This is a genomic window from Ruegeria sp. CF8 (genome assembly GCF_056537285.1).
In genome coordinates, this window is the sequence record NZ_JBQFRG010000003.1 from 106,929 (window position 1) to 126,710 (window position 19,782).

At 57.1% G+C, this 19,782-nt stretch carries 17 protein-coding genes and 3 tRNA genes; 10 read left to right on the forward strand and 10 right to left on the reverse strand.

The features are described from left to right. Nucleotides 1–61: 61 nt before the first annotated feature. On the forward strand, nucleotides 62–760 hold the full coding sequence (lexA, locus tag ACR0EV_RS08410; protein WP_171173811.1) for a transcriptional repressor LexA: 699 nt from the start codon (nucleotides 62–64) through the stop codon (nucleotides 758–760). Here the strand turns inward: lexA and ACR0EV_RS08415 are convergent. Then, the gene (locus tag ACR0EV_RS08415; protein WP_480799681.1) at nucleotides 754–2,802 is read right to left on the reverse strand and encodes a ComEC/Rec2 family competence protein; all 2,049 of its coding nucleotides are present in this window, start codon (nucleotides 2,800–2,802) and stop codon (nucleotides 754–756) included. The genes lexA and ACR0EV_RS08415 overlap by 7 nt on opposite strands. 78 nt (nucleotides 2,803–2,880) lie before the next feature. On the opposite strand from ACR0EV_RS08415, the gene gltX reads away from it, so the two are divergent. Beyond that, on the forward strand, nucleotides 2,881–4,281 hold the full coding sequence (gltX, locus tag ACR0EV_RS08420; protein ID WP_480799682.1) for a glutamate--tRNA ligase: 1,401 nt from the start codon (nucleotides 2,881–2,883) through the stop codon (nucleotides 4,279–4,281). A 122-nt stretch (nucleotides 4,282–4,403) separates the two neighbouring features. Beyond that, the gene (gene gltA / locus ACR0EV_RS08425; protein ID WP_480799683.1) at nucleotides 4,404–5,699 is read left to right on the forward strand and encodes a citrate synthase; all 1,296 of its coding nucleotides are present in this window, start codon (nucleotides 4,404–4,406) and stop codon (nucleotides 5,697–5,699) included. A gap of 133 nt (nucleotides 5,700–5,832) precedes the next feature. Here the strand turns inward: gltA and ACR0EV_RS08430 are convergent, their stop codons facing one another. Next, nucleotides 5,833–6,891 carry a PA0069 family radical SAM protein gene (locus ACR0EV_RS08430; protein WP_480799684.1) on the reverse strand — a complete coding sequence of 353 codons (1,059 nt, stop codon included), beginning with the start codon at nucleotides 6,889–6,891 and terminating at the stop codon, nucleotides 5,833–5,835. A 271-nt stretch (nucleotides 6,892–7,162) separates the two neighbouring features. Between ACR0EV_RS08430 and ACR0EV_RS08435 the strand changes: the two genes are divergently transcribed. Both ACR0EV_RS08435 and ACR0EV_RS08440 read left to right on the forward strand, forming a co-directional pair. After that, nucleotides 7,163–7,861 (forward strand): corrinoid protein, encoded by a 699-nt coding sequence (locus tag ACR0EV_RS08435; RefSeq protein ID WP_171090262.1) that lies wholly within the window; start codon nucleotides 7,163–7,165, stop codon nucleotides 7,859–7,861. 239 nt (nucleotides 7,862–8,100) lie between these two features. Beyond that, entirely contained in the window at nucleotides 8,101–8,760 is a 660-nt protein-coding gene (locus tag ACR0EV_RS08440; protein WP_480799685.1) for a DUF1638 domain-containing protein, read from the forward strand. Between the two features lie 2 nt (nucleotides 8,761–8,762). Here ACR0EV_RS08440 and ACR0EV_RS08445 read toward each other — a convergent pair whose 3' ends face one another. Beyond that, nucleotides 8,763–9,173, reverse strand: a complete 411-nt coding sequence (locus ACR0EV_RS08445) for a SufE family protein (protein ID WP_480799686.1) — start codon at nucleotides 9,171–9,173, stop codon at nucleotides 8,763–8,765. A 139-nt stretch (nucleotides 9,174–9,312) separates the two neighbouring features. Here ACR0EV_RS08445 and ACR0EV_RS08450 point away from each other — a divergent pair, with 139 nt between their 5' ends. Further along, nucleotides 9,313–9,843 carry a hypothetical protein gene (locus ACR0EV_RS08450; protein ID WP_480799687.1) on the forward strand — a complete coding sequence of 177 codons (531 nt, stop codon included), beginning with the start codon at nucleotides 9,313–9,315 and terminating at the stop codon, nucleotides 9,841–9,843. On the opposite strand, the gene rnd is transcribed toward ACR0EV_RS08450, so the two are convergent. From rnd to purM, 3 genes are all read right to left on the reverse strand, one after another. Then, nucleotides 9,840–10,997 carry a ribonuclease D gene (gene rnd, locus ACR0EV_RS08455; RefSeq protein WP_480799688.1) on the reverse strand — a complete coding sequence of 386 codons (1,158 nt, stop codon included), beginning with the start codon at nucleotides 10,995–10,997 and terminating at the stop codon, nucleotides 9,840–9,842. The two genes, ACR0EV_RS08450 and rnd, sit on opposite strands and share 4 nt — an antisense overlap. Nucleotides 10,998–11,111: 114 nt before the next feature. Then, nucleotides 11,112–11,708 carry a phosphoribosylglycinamide formyltransferase gene (purN, locus tag ACR0EV_RS08460; protein WP_480799689.1) on the reverse strand — a complete coding sequence of 199 codons (597 nt, stop codon included), beginning with the start codon at nucleotides 11,706–11,708 and terminating at the stop codon, nucleotides 11,112–11,114. Then, complete coding sequence (purM, locus tag ACR0EV_RS08465) at nucleotides 11,705–12,751, reverse strand: phosphoribosylformylglycinamidine cyclo-ligase (protein ID WP_480799690.1); 1,047 nt, start codon at nucleotides 12,749–12,751, stop codon at nucleotides 11,705–11,707. Before purM ends, purN begins: the two co-directional genes overlap by 4 nt. 107 nt (nucleotides 12,752–12,858) lie before the next feature. On the opposite strand from purM, the gene ACR0EV_RS08470 reads away from it, so the two are divergent. Then, nucleotides 12,859–12,935: transfer RNA gene (locus tag ACR0EV_RS08470), tRNA-Ile, on the forward strand. 148 nt (nucleotides 12,936–13,083) lie between these two features. Here ACR0EV_RS08470 and ACR0EV_RS08475 read toward each other — a convergent pair. Together ACR0EV_RS08475 and ACR0EV_RS08480 are read right to left on the reverse strand one after the other, a co-directional pair. Then, nucleotides 13,084–13,620: a hypothetical protein gene (locus ACR0EV_RS08475; RefSeq protein ID WP_171090273.1), complete on the reverse strand. Its 537-nt coding sequence runs from the start codon at nucleotides 13,618–13,620 to the stop codon at nucleotides 13,084–13,086. Between the two features lie 98 nt (nucleotides 13,621–13,718). Then, nucleotides 13,719–15,038: an ATP-binding protein gene (locus ACR0EV_RS08480; protein ID WP_480799691.1), complete on the reverse strand. Its 1,320-nt coding sequence runs from the start codon at nucleotides 15,036–15,038 to the stop codon at nucleotides 13,719–13,721. A 44-nt stretch (nucleotides 15,039–15,082) separates the two neighbouring features. Between ACR0EV_RS08480 and ACR0EV_RS08485 the strand changes: the two genes are divergently transcribed. From ACR0EV_RS08485 to ACR0EV_RS08495, 3 genes are all read left to right on the forward strand, one after another. Beyond that, nucleotides 15,083–15,997 carry an MBL fold metallo-hydrolase gene (locus ACR0EV_RS08485; RefSeq protein WP_480799692.1) on the forward strand — a complete coding sequence of 305 codons (915 nt, stop codon included), beginning with the start codon at nucleotides 15,083–15,085 and terminating at the stop codon, nucleotides 15,995–15,997. A 76-nt stretch (nucleotides 15,998–16,073) separates the two neighbouring features. Next, nucleotides 16,074–16,148: transfer RNA gene (locus ACR0EV_RS08490), tRNA-Asn, on the forward strand. A gap of 130 nt (nucleotides 16,149–16,278) precedes the next feature. Further along, nucleotides 16,279–16,353: transfer RNA gene (locus ACR0EV_RS08495), tRNA-Asn, on the forward strand. Nucleotides 16,354–16,372: 19 nt separating this feature from the next. Here ACR0EV_RS08495 and ACR0EV_RS08500 read toward each other — a convergent pair. Next, a complete protein-coding gene (locus tag ACR0EV_RS08500; RefSeq protein ID WP_480799693.1) occupies nucleotides 16,373–17,992 on the reverse strand; it encodes a long-chain-fatty-acid--CoA ligase in 1,620 nt (539 codons plus the stop codon). 183 nt (nucleotides 17,993–18,175) lie between these two features. Then, nucleotides 18,176–19,780, reverse strand: a complete 1,605-nt coding sequence (pgi, locus tag ACR0EV_RS08505) for a glucose-6-phosphate isomerase (protein ID WP_480799694.1) — start codon at nucleotides 19,778–19,780, stop codon at nucleotides 18,176–18,178. Between the last annotated feature and the right edge of the window lie 2 nt (nucleotides 19,781–19,782).

The window sequence follows — 19,782 nt, forward strand, 5'->3', positions numbered from 1 at the left end:
TGACACAAAACGTGAACATGCGTAGAACAAAAGAAAACGCATGAGCGACGAGGTGTGAGCGATGCTGACCAAGAAGCAATTGGATTTGCTGGAATTCATCCACAAACGCGTGCAGGCGGACGGTGTTCCGCCCAGTTTCGACGAAATGAAGGCCGCACTCGACCTGCGGTCGAAGTCCGGCATCCACAGATTGATCACCGCGCTGGAAGAACGCGGGTTTATCCGCCGCCTTGCCCATCGCGCGCGCGCTATTGAGATTGTGAAACTTCCCGAAAGCCTTGGTGGCGAACCCACAGCCGGGTTTACGCCGCGGGTTATCGAAGGTGACAAACCGGAAGGCCGCCGCCCTGCGAATGTTGAGCCGGTGTCAGTCGACGCGCTGGAACTGCCGGTCATGGGTCGGATTGCAGCCGGTGTTCCCATTGAGGCCATCAGCCATGTCTCACACCATGTTGCCGTCCCCGGCCCCATGGTTTCTGGCAAGGGCGAGCATTACGCATTGGAGGTTCGTGGGGATTCGATGATCGACGCGGGCATCAACGACGGTGACGTGGTGGTGATCCGGGAAACGTCGACCGCCGACAACGGTGACATCGTGGTTGCCTTGGTCGAGGATCAGGAAGCCACGTTGAAGCGTTATTTCCGCCGGGGCAATGCCATCGCGCTCGAAGCAGCCAACCCGGTCTACGAAACGCGTGTCCTGCCCGAGGAAAAGGTCAAGGTACAAGGCCGCCTTGTGGGCTTGATCCGGACTTACTGATCTCGTTTGAAATGAAGGTCCCCGGGTGCGTTCGGGGACCACAGCCTGTGCCCCGTTAGCTCGGCACTTGTTACCAGCTTTCCATCCTGAACTGACAGGCTTCCGGTTTTATACAAACGATCCGGGTCAAAGACCCCGCACGGCCCCTGCAAATCCAGAGCCACGGCAGAGACGATGATCTGGTTTGCCTTGCATTCGTCAAACCCGTTTGCAGCCCTTTTACCAGTCAGGTGGATAATCTCCTGATCTTTCAACAGGTAGCGCTGGATCGTGTCCGCCTCGGGCCACCTGAGCGCAGCCTGTGACTGATCGACACCATCCCCGTCATTCTCAAGCCAAACGGTTGCAACAAACCCGCTGCCTTTGCTTTTGCTAAGCGCGCGGCCTTGTTCGGTCATCACGCCCACCAACCCTCCGGTTTCAGCAATCAGGGCGTCGGGACGCTGTCCCGCAGTCCAAAGCAAAAAGGCAGCCGCAAGCGGGCCCATCCCGACCCACCGCGCGTGTCCCTGCCACAAGGCAATCCACAAGGCACCCAAGGCAATGAGAGGCAGGACGTACCACGGCGGGCTGACCACAAAGCCTTGTGCGCCATCCATCTGCGAAACCCAATGCGATACTGTCAAAATCCACTGCAACGCCCACCCCATCACCGTCAGGGGTATCGCCTCAAGCCCCAGAGGCGCCAATAGCGCGGCAACCACAGCCGCTGGGACGACAAACAAACCCATGACCGGAACAGAAAGCAGATTCGCCAAAAGGCCATAGTGCGACATGGTATTGAAATGCGCTGCACCAATCGGAGCCGTCGCAAGCCCGGCGATAGCCGATGACATGAGCACGCCAACCAACGGTTTAAGCCATTTTGGTCCGGGCATAGGGCCGACTTCGCGCAGCGCCCCGAACACCGCGACCAAAGCAGTCGTGGCCGCAAATGACATCTGGAACCCTGGGCTCAGGAGCGATTCCGGCCTGAGGAGCAGAACGATCACCGCCGCAACCGCCACAGCGCGCAGCGAGATCGCCCGGCGGTCGATCAGTACAGCGCCTAACATGACCGTAACCATGACAAACGCGCGCTCGGTTGCAACGTTACCGCCAGAGAGCATCAGATAGATAGTCGCCGCAACCAATGCACATACCGCAGCCACTTTTCGAACTGGCAACCGCAGTGCAAGCGGCGGAAACAGAGACAAACCAACCCGACAGGCCACAAATACAAAGCCCGTCAGCAGCCCCATATGCAGCCCCGATATGGCAAGCAAGTGTGCTAGATTGGATGCCCGTAGCGACGACAGCGTGTCTTGCCCCATTCCACTACGATCACCTGTCGTCACGGCGGCAGCAAAGCCACCGATTTCGCCGGGAAGTATCTCTTTCACGCGCTCTGAAATGGCCATGCGGATGGCGGTTATCCGAACGCCTTCAATCCCGTCCGAGGCAGGTGCGATGGTCAGAACAGGAACGCGGGTGTACCCCACAGCACCCAAGCTTTGGAACCAGGCGTGACGGCGAAAATCGAACCCGCCGGGCTCCACCGGGCCTTGTGGCGGTGACAGATGTGCCGTTGTCATGATTCTCTGCCCCGGTGCGATAGGACCGGTTGGGGCATGAACGGAAAGACGGATGCGCTGCGGCCTTCGCTCCTGCGGTACGTCCCCTATGCGCACCTGATCAAGCGTCAACCGCAACGCATCCGAGGCAGACCGGTCCATGGTGACGACCCTCCCCTCGACAGGGCCATAATATCGCCATGACAGAACCGGCTCTGCCACCATATGGGCGCGTGCACCTGCCAGGCAGAATCCAGCAGCGATCAGCGCCCCCCCGATGGCCAACGAACCCACCCCCGGCAGAAGCCAGCGGCGCACAGTGATGAGAACCACGCAAAGGCCGGCCAAACCAGCATAGTCCAGCAATTCAGGCTCAGCCCGAATGCCGAAATACAGACCGATCCCGGTAGCAAGCAAGACCGGCGTCCACGGGAACAGATACCCCGTTTGGCATAGCAGCGCGGCCTCGACCCGTGCAAGAACACGCATGGTTGCCCCCGTCCTTCGGGCTCGTTAGACAGGCGTCAAACTATGCCAGATACGGTTACCAAAAGGTTAATCCCCATTATGTCCGACCAGGTCGTCACTCGTTTTGCACCCTCACCCACCGGTTTTCTGCACATAGGTGGCGCGCGTACCGCGCTGTTCAATTGGCTCTATGCTCGGGGCCGTGGCGGCAAATTCCTGTTACGGATTGAAGACACCGACCGCGAACGCTCGACCCCCGAAGCAACCGCTGCAATCCTTCAGGGCATGGCATGGCTGGGTCTGGATCATGATGGCGACGTGATCAGCCAATTCGAAGGGGCGGCCCGCCACGCCGAGGTCGCGCGTCAATTGCTGGCCGAGGGCAAGGCGTACAAGTGCTTCTCGACGCAGGAAGAAATTGCTGCCTTCCGCGAACAGGCACGAGCCGAAGGTAAATCGACCCTGTTCCGCAGCCCTTGGCGCGACGCTGATCCGGCAACACATCCCGATGCGCCATTTGTCATTCGCATCAAGGCCCCGCAGTACGGTGCGACCGTGATCCGCGATCAGGTTCAAGGCGATGTCACCATCCGCAATGATCAGTTGGACGATATGATCCTGCTGCGTTCGGACGGAACACCGGTCTATATGCTGGCAGTGGTGGTTGACGATCACGACATGGGCGTCACCCATGTTATTCGCGGCGACGATCACCTGAACAATGCCGCGCGTCAGATGATGATCTATGAGGCAATGGGCTGGGACGTTCCGGTCTGGGCGCATATTCCGCTGATTCACGGACCCGACGGTAAAAAGCTGTCGAAACGCCATGGCGCGCTTGGTGCGCAGGAGTACCAAGCCATGGGGTATCCCGCGGCTGGAATGCGCAATTACCTGGCGCGTTTGGGCTGGAGCCACGGTGACGACGAGTTCTTCACGGATGCGCAGGCAAAAGAGTGGTTCGATCTGGACGGAATCGGCAAAAGCCCGGCCCGTTTCGATCTGAAAAAGCTCGAGAATCTCTGCGGGCAGCATATCGCAATCTCGGATGATGCTGCACTGCGGCAAGAAATTGAAGATTACCTCGCGGCAGCAGACCTTCCGGCTCTCACTCCGACACAATCTGGTGATCTGGAACGTGCGATGTATTGCCTCAAGGATCGGGCGCGCACTTTCCCGGAACTCCTTGAAAAAGCGCATTTTGCACTGACCCAGCGCCCAATTGTCCCGGATGAAAAGGCTGCAAAGACGCTGGCATCTGTATCCGATGGTATACTGTCGGAATTGACGCCGCAGCTGCAAAATGTTAGCTGGTCCCGGAACGAACTGGAGGAGGCCCTGAATTCCTTTGCTGAGTCAAAGGAGCTCAAGTTCGGCAAGCTGGCAGGTCCGCTACGGGCTGCGCTGGCAGGTCGGGCGGTGACACCGTCGGTTTTTGACATGATGCTGGTGCTAGGGCGGGATGAAACCCTGGCGCGGCTTTCTGAGGCAGCGAAATAAACCCAATCTTCATAAACGGGTAACGCTGCTCCGCTAACACCCGGATTGCGCGTCCGCGCGCAGTCGTTGCCCGTATCGCTGGCGGTCTGTCCGGCGTGCGCATGAATGAAGAAGGGACAACTATGACTGACAGCAACAAAACAGCCACTCTGACTGTTCACGGCAAAGAATACGAGTTGCCAGTTCATTCCCCGACCGCCGGGCCTGATGTTGTCGATATTCGCAAGCTTTACGGACAAGCCGGGGTCTTCACCTACGATCCGGGCTTTACCTCGACTGCGAGCTGCGACAGCACCATTACCTATATCGACGGCGAAAAAGGCGAGCTGCTGCACCGGGGCTATCCGATCGACCAACTGGCCGAGAAATCGCACTTCCTCGAGGTTTGCTATCTGCTGCTCTACGGAGAATTGCCGGCGGCAAAAGATCTGGAGACGTTCGAAACAACGATCACCCGTCACACCATGCTGCACGAACAGATGCAGTATTTCTATCGCGGTTTCCGCCGTGACGCGCACCCTATGGCGATCATGGTTGGTGTTGTCGGTGCGATGTCGGCTTTCTATCACGATTCCACCGATATTTCGGACCCTCAGCAGCGTGAAATCGCATCGCATCGCCTGATCGCCAAGATGCCGACGATTGCGGCTTGGGCCTATAAATATCACACCGGTCAGCCCTTCGTGTATCCGCGCAACGATCTGGACTATGCGTCCAACTTCCTGCGCATGTGTTTCAGCGTGCCTGCCGAGGAATATGAGGTAAACCCGATCCTCAGCCGCGCGATGGACCGTATCTTTACCCTACACGCCGATCACGAGCAGAATGCTTCGACCTCGACCGTGCGTCTGGCGTCATCCTCGGGCGCGAACCCGTTCGCGTGTATTGCCGCTGGTATCGCCTGCCTTTGGGGTCCTGCGCATGGCGGTGCCAACCAGGCGTGCCTGGAGATGCTGGAAGAGATCGGCACTGTGGATCGCATCCCAGAATACATCGCGCGCGCCAAAGACAAGAACGATCCGTTCCGCCTTATGGGCTTTGGTCACCGTGTCTATAAGAACTTTGACCCGCGCGCCAAAGTGATGAAGCAATCGGCCGACGAAGTGCTGGACCTGCTGGGCGTTGAAAACAACCCGAAACTGCAGGTTGCCAAGGAGCTGGAGCGCGAGGCGCTGGAAGATCCGTATTTCGCCGAAAAGAAGCTGTTCCCGAACGTGGACTTCTATTCGGGCATCATCCTCGAAGCGATGGGCTTCCCGACCTCGATGTTCACGCCGATCTTTGCCCTGTCGCGCACCGTGGGTTGGGTCAGCCAGTGGAAAGAGATGATCGCCGATCCTCAAAACAAGATTGGGCGTCCGCGCCAGCTGTATCTGGGCGAAACGCTGCGGGATTACGTGGATATCGAAAACCGCTGATACATCAAAGTTCACGAACGCTTTTAAGACCCCGTTTTGACGGGGTCTTTTTTACATCGAACACTCCGCAATCAGCGCAACCGGTTGCTTTCACAGTAAAAACCTTTGGCTAAAACCGAAGTGGAATTTGGGTTCAGAACAAACTCATCTGGTCGCCCGGTTGCGGTGGAATAGCAAACAGATCGCAACGCAGGTGCGCAGATTTCACGGACAGCCCCAAACGTTTGCAGGCTTTCGAAAATCTTTGGGCAATGATCCCGGCGTATTCGCCCTCACCCCGCATTCTGTGACCCCAACGCGGATCATAGTCCCGCCCCCCGTGCATGTCGCGCAGCTTGGACATCACTTTTTCCGCCCGTGCGGGTTGGTGTTCGGCCAGCCAATCCTGCCACAGCTGCGACACCTCACGCGGTAATCGCAACATGATCCAGCTGGCAGCATCTGCGCCTGCCTCCTGCCCCGCATCCAGCAGGTTCTCAAGCTCATGATCCGTCAGCCCGGGCACAATCGGCGACGTCATCACACGCACTGGAACCCCTGCTCGGGTCAATGTACGGATCATGCGCAGACGCCGCTGCGGTGACGGTGCACGAGGTTCCATCCGGCGCGACAAAGCGGCATCCAAAGTGGTCAGCGAGATACCAACGCGCACCAATCCACGGCTGGCCATTTCAGTCAGAATGTCCAGATCCCGCTCGATCAGAGCGCCCTTGGTGACAATAGCAACCGGATGATTGAATTCTTGCAGCACCTTAAGACAGGATCTTGTTATACAACGATCTTTCTCGATCGGTTGATATGGGTCCGTGTTGGTGCCAATGGCCAGCGGAGCAACCTTATAGGACTTGGACGATAATTCTTTGCGCAGAACGCAACTCATATTGGGGCGGGCCGTCAGGCGGGTTTCAAAATCCAACCCGGCGGACAGACCCAGGTAGGCGTGGCTGGGCCGGGCAAAACAATAGACGCAACCATGCTCGCAACCGCGATAGGGATTAATTGAACGATCAAACGGCAAATCCGGAGATCGGTTGTACGTAATCGCGCTGCGCGCAACCTCATCCCGTGTTTCGGTTCGCAGAGGCGGTAAGTCTTCTTCGACGTCCCATCCATCATCGACAGCGACGGTGGCAAAGCGCTCGAACCGCCCGGCCTTGTTTGAATGTGTTCCTCTGGCTTTTGGTGTCGACACAGTGTTCACTTTAGCAATTTGTTCTCTTTATGTTCTCGCATGAACCATTCACCGGGCGCAAGTCAACTCCGTCTCAGTCCAGTTAGGCGCAATCAAGCGGAGTGCACGATAATCATGCAGATTTTTCATTCGAGCCGCCGGTTTTTTTAACATATAGGTCGGTCTCGAAACGACCGACGTCGCAATCGTCACAGTCAGGATGCGACGTTTTAGCCAAAACGGAAAAAATGCCACCACGGGCCGATGGCCCGCCCAGCACAGGGAATACCCCATGTCCGACGAAGAAGACATCATCCTGTCCGAACTGAACGACGACGAACTTGTCGAGCAGATGTTCGACGATCTCTATGACGGCCTGAAAGAAGAGATCGAAGAAGGAACCAACATCCTGCTGGAGCGGGGATGGACCCCTTATGACATTCTGACCAAAGCTCTGGTCGGTGGCATGACCATTGTGGGCCATGACTTCCGCGACGGCATCCTGTTCGTGCCCGAAGTTCTGCTGGCCGCCAACGCCATGAAGGGCGGTATGGCGATCCTGAAACCCCTGCTGGCCGAAACCGGCGCGCCGCGCGTTGGCAAGATGGTGATCGGCACCGTTAAGGGCGACATTCACGACATCGGCAAGAACCTTGTGTCGATGATGATGGAAGGCGCTGGGTTCGAAGTTGTTGATATCGGCATCAACAACCCGGTCGAAAACTATCTGGAAGCGCTGGAAACCGAACAGCCTGACATTCTGGGCATGTCCGCGCTGCTGACCACCACAATGCCTTACATGAAAGTGGTTATCGACACGTTGGTCGAACAAGGCGTCCGTGATGACTATATCGTTCTGGTCGGCGGAGCACCGTTGAACGAAGAGTTTGGCAAAGCCATCGGTGCAGATGCGTATTGCCGTGATGCTGCGGTTGCAGTGGAAACCGCAAAGGACTTTGTTGGCCGCAAGCACAATCAGTTGGCTGGCTAAACCGCCTGAACTTTCATCCAAAGGGCCGTCCGATTTGGGCGGCCCTTTTTCGTTTCAAACCTCAGGGATGAAAATCTGTAACAATAGGGATCGCCCTCTTTAAAAGGGCCTCAGAGACAAACCTTAGGCTGCAAATCCAAACCAAGAACGTCGGCAGCCTGCCTTCAGAGGTCGGAACAAGGCTTGCTCAATGTTGGTATTCGTCGTCATTTAGAGGCAGATTCAGAGGACGCAACACCATGCAAGAAGACGCCCTGCCCGATGATGCCAGTCTAACAACCAAAGGCTATTCCAGCACCGAGTCGGGCCGTATCCTTCTGATCGCCTGCGGGGCTCTGGCCAGAGAGATTCTGGACATCAAATCACGCAACGGATGGGACCATATGGCACTGACCTGCCTGCCCGCGATTCTGCATGTTCATCCGGAACGGATCACGCAGGCGGTGAAAGATGCGGTGGCCAAACACCGAGATAAGTTCGACAAGATCTATGTGGTCTACGCTGACTGTGGGACCGGTGGCCTGCTGCAACAAGCCTGCGAAAAGCTGGGCGTCGAGATGGTGAAAGGCCCCCATTGTTACTCGTTCTTCGAGGGGAACGAAGCCTTTCATGCGCGCGGCGAAGACGAGACGACGGCCTTTTACCTGACAGATTTTTTGGCCCGTCAATTTGACGCCTTTGTCTGGAAGCCCTTGGGGCTGGATCGTCACCCGGAACTGCGCGACATGTATTTTGGCAACTACACAAAGCTGATCTATCAGGCCCAGATCGACAGCCCGGATCTGACCGCACGCGCGCGGGAATGTGCAGACCGTATGGGATTAGAGTTTGAGCGCCGTTTCACGGGCTACGGCGATCTGGAAAACACATTGGCAGATTGGGCAAACCGCCCAACCTGAAGTCATGCGTTCTCTTGCGCCACCTGACGAATGCGTTCAATCATGGCGCGCAGGCCGTTGGATCGCTGTGCCGACAAGTGATCGTTGAGACCCAGACGCGCCAACTCGGCCCCTGCATCGACTTTGGGCACCGCTGCTACTGGCAATCCATTGTACAAAGACCGAAGAACAGCAATCAGTCCGCGCACGATGAGGGCATCGCTGTCGCCATCGAATTTGAACACGCCCCCTTCGATCATGGGATGCAGCCAAACCTGACTGGCGCACCCGTTCACTTTGGTGGCCGGTACCTTGAACGCGTCGTCCAAGGCGTCCATTGCCTTGCCCTGTTCGATGACGTGGCGATACCGGTCTTCCCAGTCCTCCAGAAACTCAAAATCCTCGACAATGTCCTCAAAGGCGGGCGTGGCCATGGCGCGGCGATCCTTTTGGTTGCGATACCACCAGTGACCTATGCCGACGACCACCTGCTGTCCAGCCCCGCAGTGGCTTTTCAACGCGAGGAAATTGCGCTAACCCATTGCTTGAATTCGTGTGAAAAGCTGTGGGTCTATGCAAAAATCTCTGTCCGTTCTTATCATCGCCACGCTGACCCTGACTGCATGCAGCGGCTGGCGTGATTCTCGGGTGAACCCGTCAAACTGGTTCGGTTCCAGCAGATCGGTCGAAGCCGAAACGCCGCCGGACCCCAATGCAGCGGACGCTCTTGTTCCTAAACAAAGCGGTGGCAGAGGATTGTTTTCCCGTCCCGAATTTGTGGATACCAGCGTACCGATCGGTAAGATTGATGAATTGCGCATTGAACCCACACCTACAGGCGCAATCATCTATGCCTCGGGCACGGCCATTCGTCAGGGGGCCTTTGGCGCGCGTCTTGTCCCGGTGGTCAACGAAGAGAACACCAAGAACGGCACGTTGGAGTTTGTTTTTCGCGTCGACTATCCCGAACAACAGACACCGCAAGGGTCCGAACGCACACGAATGGTCTCGGACGCAGTGAATGTCAGCCGTCAGGATCTTGAAGGAATTCGGCTGGTTCGCGTGGTCGGACAGCAGAATGTGTTGGAATCACGACGGCGCTAAAGAGAGACGACCTTGACCGATTGGCCTTTGGCTGCCAGCGCGATCTTGCCTTCACAGAGTTTCAGAGCGTCTTCGCCAAAGACCTCGAACCGCCAGCCAGACATGGCGGGCAAATCGCGTTCGCCGGCTGCAATCTGATCCAGTTCAGAGCTTGTGGCGATCAGTTTGGCAGCTACACCCGAGCTTTCTGTTTTCGACTTCAGAAGAACACGAAGCAGGTCGGCTAGTGCCGGGTTTACCTTTAGCTTGTCGCGCGATGTATCGATCTTGGGCAGCCTGTCTGCCGGACAATTCACACCACGTTTGACTGCAGCCAGTATTCCTTCGGCAATGGCGCCTTTACGCGCCTCTCGCAGCAACAGACGCGATCCGCCCAGATCCGAGGGCGTCTTGGGTTTTGTTGACGCCAGCTCAATCAGTGCATCGTCCTTAAACACCCGATTCCGTGGGACGTTGTTTTCTTGCGCGTAAGCTTCGCGAAATTGAGCAAGTTCCCTGACAATCGCAAGAAACTTGGCCGAGTTTGTCCGCGTCTTGACCCGTTTCCATGCCTCTTCCGGGCGGATGTCATAGGTCGCGGCTTGCGTCAGCGTCCGCAGTTCTTCGCCCACCCAATGGCTGCGCCTGGTCTTAGTAAGCTCAGCCGCCAGATATTCGTAAATCTTGCGAAGATGGGTCACATCAGCCAGCGCATATGATTTCTGTGCGTCTGTCAGCGGGCGCCGCGACCAGTCTGTGAACCGAGAGGTCTTGTCGACCCCTTGCTTGCAGATCTTGCGCACCAAGGTCTCGTAACCCACTTGCTCGCCAAAGCCGCAGACCATTGCCGCGACTTGCGTGTCGAACAGAGGGTTAGGAAACACGCCGGCCTCAACCCAGAAGATTTCCAGATCCTGACGCGCAGCATGGAATACTTTGACCACATCTTCGTTACGGAACAGCTCGTAAAGCGGTTCAAGCGACAGACCATCGGCTAAGGGATCTACCAGAACCGCGCTGTCTTCGTCTTCAGAAGGGACCGCCAATTGCACAAGGCAGAGTTTGGAATAATACGTCCGCTCGCGCAGGAATTCGGTGTCGACAGTGATATAAGGATAGCCTGCAGCGGCCTTGCAGAAGTCGGCCAGCTCTTGCGTCGTCGTCAGGGTTTTCATGCGCCGTACTAGTATCGCTCTTGGTTTTGTGACTGCCCGTTTTTTTCTTCGTCCCGAGCGTTACCGACGACCATAGGCCGATTATCGGGCAGGTGTAAATCACCCAGAGCGGGATCAGGGCAACAGGACGGGCAACCTGTTGCCTTCGGCGTAACGGCGCAACACTTCGGGGTACAGAACATGCTCTTGAACCAACACCCTCGCGGCCAGTGACTCCGGGGTATCACCGCGTTCAACAGGCACCCTTGCCTGCCCCAGAATCGGACCGTCATCCAACGCTGCGGTGACTTCATGGACCGAGCAGCCATGTTCGGAATCACCCGCCTCGATAGCGCGGGCATGTGTATGTAAACCCTTGTATTTCGGCAACAAAGAGGGGTGGATGTTCAGCATCCGCCCCTGAAACATGGACACAAAATCACCTGTCAGCACGCGCATGAAACCCGCCAGACACACAATGTCCGGCTGTGCCTCTTGCAAGGGCTTCAAAAGCTCGGCCTCAAACGCGCCGCGGTCCCCTTTGTACGGGCGATGATCAACCACTGCGGTCGGAATGCCACGGTCCGCAGCTTTTTTCAGCCCGCCTGCCTGCGCGTCGTTAGACAGCACCAAACAGGGCCGCGCCGGATGATCCCCGGTCATGCTATCGACCAGAGACACCATGTTCGACCCGCCCCCGGAAATCAGGATCGCGACGCGCTTATGGCTCACAGCAATTTGCCCGAATAGGCAACGCCAGGCGTCTCGGTCACGGTGCCGATCCGCGCGACAGTTTCACCGGCGTCGGACAGCAAGCTCGACAACGCATCAGCCTTGCCTGCCTCGCACACCACAATCAGGCCGATGCCGCAGTTGAAGGTCTTGAGCATTTCGGCCTCGACGATGCCGCCGGTTTCCGCCATCCAGTTGAAGACGGGTGGCAATTGCCAGCTGTCCAGATCGATCTCGGCCCCCAGCCCTTCAGGCAAAATGCGCGGCAGGTTTTCAGTCAAACCACCGCCTGTGATATGAGCCAGCGCGTGAACGCCACCGGCACGGATCGCGGCCAAAGCTGGTTTGACATAAAGCCGCGTCGGCGTCAGCAGAGCCTCACCCAAAGAACCTTCACCAAATGGCGACGGCACATCCCAACCCAGCCCCGACAGTTCGACCAGTTTGCGCACCAGAGAATAACCATTGGAATGTACCCCGTTCGAGGCCAGACCCAGAAGCACGTCACCCGACTGAACGCCTGCGGGCAAATCTGCACCACGTTCCATCGCACCAACCGAGAAACCCGCCAGATCAAAGTCACCATCGGGATACATGCCCGGCATCTCAGCCGTCTCGCCCCCGATCAGCGCACAGCCGGATTGCGCGCAACCCTCGGCAATGCCTTCTATGATCCGCGCCGCCGTGTCAGTGTCCAGCTTGCCAGTCGCGAAATAGTCTAGGAAGAACAGCGGCTCGGCCCCCTGACAGATCAGGTCATTGACGCACATGGCCACCAGGTCGATGCCAACGCCATCCACGACGCCGGTATCAATCGCGATCCGAAGTTTCGTTCCGACACCATCTGTTGCGCCCACCAGAATCGGGTCCTGATACCCAGCGGCTTTCAGGTCGAACAACGCGCCAAAGCCACCCAGCCCGCTCATCACGCCCGGGCGGTTGGTCCGCTTGGCTGCAGGCTTGATCCGATCGACCAAAGCGTTGCCCGCGTCAATATCCACGCCTGCATCGGCATAGGTGATTCCGTTCTTACCCGCTGTCATGGTCGGTCCCTCATGAATGCTTTGCGGGCGGGTTAGTCGATTGTGCAACATGTTGCAACGGTCAGGCTTGACGCGGGCGTTCACCGTGATAGGCAAGACGCCGTGGCGGGCCTGTAGCTCAATTGGTTAGAGCAGAGCGCTCATAACGCTTTGGTTGCGGGTTCAAGTCCTGCCGGGCCTACCAAATTACCGCCTAACGCTTTGACAGAAAATGATAAACGTGTCGCCCTTGAGCCAATTGGCGTGCCGAACCCCGCGAAGTCAAAATGTCTGGCCTGTTTGCACTACGATACAAAACGTAGATCATGCCAAAACACCGCAGACCGGCAGAATTAATACTCCAGAAACTCTTCTACACTATCAGCCAGCCACCAGGGGCTTTGTGTTTCGTAGAACGTATGTGTCCCAGCCGAATTTGGCAGGTTTCTGACGGTCACAAGGTAGTCTTTAAAATCGATCGGCACGGACCAATGTGATGCGTCATACAGCATGGCCAAGTATTCATCCGCAGTTGGTTCGTAATATTCCTGATCCGGATCTGGTGGGCCATAGACCTTCGCAAACTCGGCTTGGAAGTAATCCAGAACGTATGAGCAATAGATCACCTGGTTTGCTCGGACCTGAACCGGAATAGGTGCGAACTCGTCTGCATCTTCCTGGACAAAGTGCTTCAGCTCAAACGCCATCCCCTGAATCACTTCTTCCTGCATCCAATTGCTGCAAGTATCCCCAAGCGCAATGAAGCTGGCCATGCGTTCGAATTTTCGATCTTCGGCTTCCCGTGCAAATTGCGTGATCGGAACAAGCGCAAACAATGATGTAACGGTAACGACTACTTTCTCGATATTGCTGAGAGCTGCTTTAATCATTTTCTCTGAACCCCACGTCGTTTGAAAACTGGGGTCAGAATGACATGCTTATACAAAATCACAAAATTGCATGCATTTAATTAGCAAGGGAATCTTAGCTATCGACCGATGATAATGTCGGCACAAAGCCCACCCAAACGCTCGCTGTTTGCCAGCCGCAAGGTTCCGCCATGAGCACGCGCAATATCCGCCACGATCGCCAAACCCAGCCCTACGCCGCTGCCTTTGTTCTGATTGCGCGCCGGGTCAAGTCGGGTGAAAGGCTTGACCGCTTCGGTGCGTTCCTCGACTGGGATGCCCGGCCCATCGTCTTCGACACGAATGCGTAGGGACTTGGGGTTAAGCGTCAGGCTGATGTCGGCCTGCGTACCATAACGCACTGCGTTTCCGATCAGATTTTCGACCGCCCTACGAATGGCTACAGGTCGCAACATTACAGTTCCCTGCCCCTCGACGCTGATCAGTTGGGCCTTATGCCCTGCACGTTTGGCATCGTCGACGATCTGACGGATAAACACGTCGGGCTGCACTTCTTCGGGGGACCCTTCCGCAGCCCCGCGTGTGAAATCCAGAAAAGCATCCAGCAAAGACTGCATTTCTGTCACGTCCTGCTGCAAAGGTGCGGCCTCATCCTCGGGCAGCATGGACAGCCCGAGCTTCAGACGGGTCAGCGGCGTACGCAGGTCATGGCTGACACCCGACAGCATCAGAGTCCTTTGCTCGATCTGACGTTCGATCCGGGCGCGCATGTCCAGAAACGCATTCCCGGCCGCACGAACTTCGATTGCACCACCTGGGGTGTACGGCACGACCCGTCCCCGACCAAACGCCTGCGCAGCATCGGCCAACCGCGTGATAGGTCGCAGTTGATTGCGCATATATAGAAACGAGATCGTAGTCATGATCACGGCGAAAAACACCATCGTCACGATCAGCTGATGTGGCGCGACCGGGGATAACCGGCGTCGGTCAAACGTCAGCTGCAAAATTCCCAAATGAGTCTGCATGTAAACCCGCGCCTCGCGGCTGGTTGGCAAAGCAACAGCAACCAGATCAGGCAAGTTCGCCTGAAGGTCAGCCCGAACTTGCGGCGCGATGAAATCATACCAGCGCCGCGCACCGATCATCGGTTCTTCGTTCACACCCAGAAAACGCGCCTGCATTTCGAGGGCCTGCAAATCGGGACGCATCGCAGCCACAGCCTCTTGCTGGGTTTCAGCATCCGCGATCATCGTTGTGATCAGGGTCACTTCGCGCGAAGCAGCACGTGTCATCTGCCCGGTGACATCTTCCAGATGCTTTTGAATAAACGCGATTCCCACCACGAGCAGCAGCACGATCACCGGCAAAACCAGAATCAAGGCGGCGCGGGCGTAGAGGCTGCGAGGCAGATAGGGTTTGAGCCATTGCGAAGACATGGGCTAAACCTAGCGGGCCGCCCGGACAAGAGGAAGAGCGCAGAATGCAGGCACCTGACGATTTCAATCCAACCGCAGGTGTTGCGGTCGATCTGCAACCGGGGCTGCGGCGCGTTCTGGCCCCGAATCCGTCGCCTATGACGTATCGTGGTACCAACACCTATTTGCTTGGTGATCGAGACATCGCGGTGATTGACCCCGGACCTGAAAACGAGGCGCATCTGACTGCGATTCTCGATGCTTTGAAGCCGGGGCAGAAGATAAGCCACATTGTCGTGACACACACGCATCTGGATCATTCACCCCTCGCCGCTCCTTTGGCGGCACAGACGGGCGCGGCGATCTATGCCTTTGGCGGGCCAGAGGCCGGCCGAAGCGACGTCATGACCAATTTGGTTACGCAAGGTATGACCGGAGGTGGCGAAGGTATCGACACAGCATTTCGCCCGGACGTGGAAGTCGCAGACGGCGAAGTCATTGCCGGTGATGGTTGGCAGTTGGAAGTCATTCACACCCCCGGCCATCTTGGAAATCACATCGCGTTGGGCTGGCAAGACACCTGTTTCACCGCGGACCACGTGATGGGTTGGGCCAGTTCATTGGTCTCACCACCGGACGGAGATTTGACGGATTTCATGGCGGCGTGCCACCGCTTGCGCGCCCGGAACTGGTCCGTATTCCATGCAGGACACGGGGCACCGATCACAAACCCTGCCGAGCGCCTGGACTGGTTGATCCACCACAGGCAAACCCGCGAGGCGCAGATTCTGTCTGCTTTGGAACAGGCAGACGGCACAGCCCGGCAATTGGCCAAGCGTATCTATACCGACACACCCGCCGCCCTGTTACCGGCAGCCGAACGGAACGTATTTGCGCACCTTGTTGATCTTGCGGGAAAAAACAAGGTTCTCCCACGCGGAGAAATGTCTGCCACAGCCCAGTTTCATCGCGTCGCCTGAAACGTAGAAAATTTTTTGCGCTTCGCGCGCTTCCCCTCTGGACGCCGGGAATCCGGATTGCTATACGCGCCTCAGTTCCGGCGTAGCTCAGCGGTAGAGCAGTTGACTGTTAATCAATTGGTCGTAGGTTCGATCCCTACCGCCGGAGCCAAAATCCCCCAGATCCAGATCCGATCAGCAGGCCATGTAAGCGCATGGGAGACGTTGCGAGTTTTTTCGTCGAAAAATCTAAATCGCCCTCTGGACGCCGCAGAAACAGGTTGCTATACGGCGCGAACCGTTCCGGCGTAGCTCAGCGGTAGAGCAGTTGACTGTTAATCAATTGGTCGTAGGTTCGATCCCTACCGCCGGAGCCATTCTCCCCTTACACTGATTTCAACCCGTCAGGGTATTCTCGAAATCCGCGCGCAGGTTACGTTTCAGGACTTTGCCGGTGGCGTTCAGCGGCAGCGCATCGACAAACACCACCTTGTCCGGGATTTGCCACTTGGCAATCTTGCCTTCGAAGAAACGCAGCAATTCGTCTTCGCTTGGGTCTTCGCCTTCAGCCTTCACAGCGACGAGCAAGGGCCTTTCATCCCATTTCGGGTGCGGCACGCCCACAACGGCGGCAGTTGCAAGCTTGGGGTTCGCGACCGCGATATTTTCAAGCTCGACCGAACTGATCCATTCGCCACCGGATTTGATGATATCTTTGGATCTGTCACGGATGGTCATATAGCCATCCGGGTCCAGCGTGGCGACATCGCCAGTGGCAAACCAGCCGTCCTGCAGAAGCTGCTGATCCTGCAACAAAAAGTAGCTGTCCAGAACCCAATGCCCTCGCACCATCAGATCGCCCTGAGTTTCGCCGTCATGCGGCAGATCATTGCCATCATCATCGACGATTTTCAGCTCGACCCCAAAGGGCGGTCTGCCCTGGCTCAGACGGACTGCGTGCTGTTCTTCCAACGGTAACTGCATGTGTTTGGCCAGAGGGTAGTTTGCTGTACCCAGAGGGCTCATCTCGCTCATGCCCCAGGCGTGAACCGTGTCGACGCTATAGTTTTCGCGGAAGGTTTCGATCATCGAGGGCGGGCAGGCTGCCCCGCCAATCACTGTTCGATCCAGGCTTTTCAACTCGGTCCCGCATTTGGCGGCATGGGCCAGCAGACCTTGCCAAATTGTGGGCACCCCCATGGCCAACGTCACACCATAAGTGTCGATCAGGTTGACCAAAGCCTCACCATGTAAATCCGGCCCCGGCAAAACAAGGCGCGAGCCTGACATTGCGCAAGCATAGGGCGACCCCCAGGCGTTGACGTGGAACATCGGCACAACAGGCATGACGACATCCATCGCGGAATATCCGATTACATCTTTTGTGTTCGACGCAAAGCTGTGCAGCATCGTAGACCTATGGGAATACAACACGCCCTTCGGATTGCCCGTCGTGCCGGAGGTATAACACAAGCTTGATGCGGTGTTTTCATCCAAGTCAGGCCATACGAACCCGGCGTCTCCTGTTTCGATCAGTTCGTCATAGAATTTGAGATCAGGGATCTTTGACGCTGCCTCTTCATTGCGTGGCCCCATCAGGACGAAGTGCCTGACTTCGGTAAGCGCACTATGCAGTGCGGCCACAAGCGGAATGAAAGTTGCATCAAAGAACAGCACACGATCCTGAGCGTGATTGATGATGTAGGTCATTTGCTCGGGGAACAGGCGCGGATTGACCGTATGGCAAACAAAGCCAGAGCCTGACGTGGCGTAGTATATCTCCAGATGCCGCCGGTTGTTCCAAGCCAGAGTCCCGATCCTGTCTTGCGGTTCCAGCCCCAGTGTTGTCAGCGCCGATGCCAGGCGTCGGGCGTTCACCGCAATCTCGGCCCAGTTGGTTTTGGTCACAGTTCCATCCGTCTCGACCGAGACAATACTGGTCTGGCCATGGTAGCGCTCTGCGTGATCAATCAGCGACGAAATCAGCAAAGGCTGCGTCATCATCTGTCCCAGCATGGACATCCTCCCGTCATTGGCGGGGTCTTGGATGACCCCTGCCTTATCCATCTGACATTAACAGCTAGGGGCAGGCCCCATTGCGTCAATCCAGACGTCTCCTAGGATGGAACCCTGCCAAGCATTTAATTGTCTGACAATAAAAGAATGCAACGCGCCAGTGAAGCGCTGCGTTTTTAGACGCTAGCCCCGATGTTTCAACGCATACGCGACCAACGAAGCGGTGGACGCGTCCTTGCCTTCGGCACTCTCTGCTCCATCCACAATTGGGCCAAGTGAAGTAGCCAGTTCCTTACCCAGCTCTACCCCCCATTGGTCGAAAGAGTTGATACCCAACAGCACTCCTTCTACAAACACCCGGTGCTCATAAAGGGCGATAATCTGACCCAGTACAAATGGTGTGAGCTTCGGATAGATCAGAGTGGTGGATGGGCGATTGCCGGGGAAAACCCGATGCCGCGCCTGTCGCTCCAGTTCCGCATCTGTCAGCCCTTTTGCCGCCATACGGTCCCGCGCTTCGTCCAGTGACCGGCCGCGCATCAGGGCTTCGGACTGCGCCAGACAATTGGCCAATAGCAGGCGGTGATGATGGGTCAGCTCGGGTTCGTGCCCTTCGGCGGCAACCATGAACTCGCAAGGGATGACATCCGTGCCTTGATGAATCAATTGGTAGAACGCGTGCTGACCATTTGTGCCCGGCTCGCCCCAGACCACAGGACCCGACGGAATAGTCAGCGAAGACCCATCCATGGCTACTGATTTGCCGTTCGATTCCATCTCCAACTGTTGGAAATAGGCTGGCAGCCGCAACAGCCGCTGATCATAGGGCAGCACGGCGCGGCTGCTATGGCCCAGAACCTGACGATGCCAGATACCGACCAGCGCCAGCATGACGGGCATGTTCTCGGTCCAATCCGCCGAGCGGAAATGCAGATCCATCGCCTGCCCACCACGCAGAAACGCATCAAACGCGTTTGAGCCGACAGCGATCATGACCGGCAGGCCCACTGGCCCCCAGACCGAATAACGCCCACCGACCCAATCGGCGAAACCGAATACATGCGCTTCGGGAATGCCAAACGCCTGCGTCTTGTCCAATGCGCTGGATACGGCGGCAAACTGCCGGGATGGATCGCCTCCGCCTTCGGACATCCAGGCGCGCGCAGTGCGCGCATTGGTCATTGTCTCAATGGTCGTGAAGGTTTTCGAGGCGACAATCACCAGAGTCCGCGTCGGATCTAACTGGCGCAGCGTGTCCGCGATATGCGCGCCATCCACGTTCGAAACATAGTGCAGACGCGGCCCATCATGATACGGCGCCAGCGCGTGTGTTGCCATGACAGGACCAAGATCCGACCCGCCGATGCCGATATTGACCACATCGGTAAAGCTGCCCCCTGCCCCCGCAATCGCACCACCGCGGACTTCTTCGGCAAAGACCCGCATTCGTTGCAGCGTGTCCAGAACCTCGGGCATGACGTCCTGACCATCCACGTCGACCGGCCCACCGTCCAGATTGCGCAAGGCCGTGTGCAGCACCGCGCGACCCTCGGTTTCGTTGATCTTCTCACCGGCAAACATCGCGTCGCGCCGCGCCGCAAGACCGGCGTCTACGCAGAGTTGGATCAGCCCCGCGCGCACGTTTTCGTCGATCTGCGTCTTGGAGTAATCAAAAAGCATATCCCCGGCTGAAGCCGAAAAAGCCTCGGCCCGGTTCGCGTCCGCCTCAAACAGATCCAAGATACGGCCGTCCGCGTCTGCCAATACCTTTAAAGCGTCCAGTTGCATAA